This is a genomic window from Halobacillus sp. BBL2006, from assembly GCF_000786645.1.
In the GTDB taxonomy this organism is placed as follows: Bacteria; Bacillota; Bacilli; order Bacillales; family Halobacillaceae; genus Halobacillus.
This window is the reverse complement of record NZ_JRNX01000847.1, coordinates 1-1,468: the sequence shown is the minus strand read 5'-3', so window position 1 is coordinate 1,468 and position 1,468 is coordinate 1. Positions and strand designations below refer to the sequence as shown.

2 protein-coding genes are annotated in these 1,468 nt (G+C 42.1%); both read right to left on the bottom strand.

What is annotated here, in order from left to right:
* Positions 1-924 (bottom strand): asparagine synthase (glutamine-hydrolyzing) (gene asnB, locus LD39_RS20370; RefSeq protein WP_035552936.1); only part of this gene is annotated, 924 nt, incomplete at its 3' end.
* A 285-nt stretch (positions 925-1,209) separates the two neighbouring features.
* Positions 1,210-1,468 (bottom strand): DUF1516 family protein (locus tag LD39_RS20365; RefSeq protein ID WP_035552933.1); only part of this gene is annotated, 259 nt, incomplete at its 5' end.

Genomic DNA, 1,468 nt, shown 5'->3' with positions numbered 1-1,468 from the left:
AAAGGCATTTTTCTTAAAATACTTCTCCTGGTCCTTATAGTCGATCGAAAAAGTTTGCAAGCTTCCTTTATTCTCTTTTTTATACTTTTCAGCTGCCACGGCAGTAATGGCACTTGAATCTACTCCGCCAGAAAGGAAAGTGCCCAATTTCACATCTGATACGAGTTGGCGCTCTGAGGCATCGATGAATAGTTCCCTCACTTGTTCAACCGTTTCATCAAAGTTATGTTCATGAGGCTCACTGACGACATTCCAATAACGATCGATCGTAAGCTTTCCTTTTTCCCAAACTGCCCTGTGGCCTGCTCGAAGCTCATTGATCTGCTGGAATATTCCATGACCGGGAGTCCGTGATGGACCTAAAGAAAGGATCTCATGAATACCCTCTTCCCCTACTTTCGATTCGACATCAGGATGAGCCAAAATTGCCTTCATTTCCGAAGCGAACATGAGACCAGATTTATGATCACTATAAAAAAGCGGCTTGACCCCAAGTCGATCCCTTGCCAGGAATAGCCGCTTCCGATTCGTTTCCCAGATACTAAAGGCAAAAATCCCATTCATATGGTCGACGCAGTTTACTCCCCATTCCATGTAGCTTACTAATACAACTTCCGTATCAGAATGAGAGGTGAAGCTCCACCCTCTTGCCTTCAAGGCATCTCTGATTTCATCTGTATTATAAAGCTCCCCATTGTAACATAGGACGTACTTTTCATTATGGGCTTCCCGGATCATTGGCTGTTTCCCGCCAGATGGATCAACAACGATCAATCGCTGATGCCCGAAAGCAGCTGGTCCTTCCATCCATTTTTGAAAATCATCCGGGCCCCGATGACGAAGAGTATCAGCCATTTGAGCCAATATGGGTGCTTTTTCATTGATTGTAGACTTATAATCAACCCATCCAACAATGCCACACATCTAGCCTCACCATCCTTTATTAAGAAGAAATAAATGTAGTCAGGACATAAAAAAACCATCATAACTTACTTTATGATGGCGCGCGGAGCTTTATGAAGTTTTTTCAGAAACAGGCTTGACATATTAAGTGAGAATGATTATCATTTTAATTGATAATAGTTATCACTCCGTTAACCCCCAATTGACGGATCAGATCGAAACCATAGAAAAAGCTGTAGTCTAATCTAACAGCCCCCCCTTTTTTACTAAAAACGCTGCATGCCGGATCGCATGCAGCGTTTATTTTTATGCTGGCAAGATGCCCAAAGGTAAGAAACCAAATCCTAAAATAAGTGCAAGAATTACAGCAGCAATCAATTGCCCCCAAGAGGCCGCAGCAGGCTTTTTCTTCTTGTACTTCACTGCCACCATTTCCATTGCAAAAATGGCCCATAATCCGACAAGCAGTTTAATGATAATAAGCGGTCCGTAATTTGAATAACTCGCAAATAATGAACCCCCAGAATACAAGATCAATAAATAATCAAGCCGTAAAATCATATGA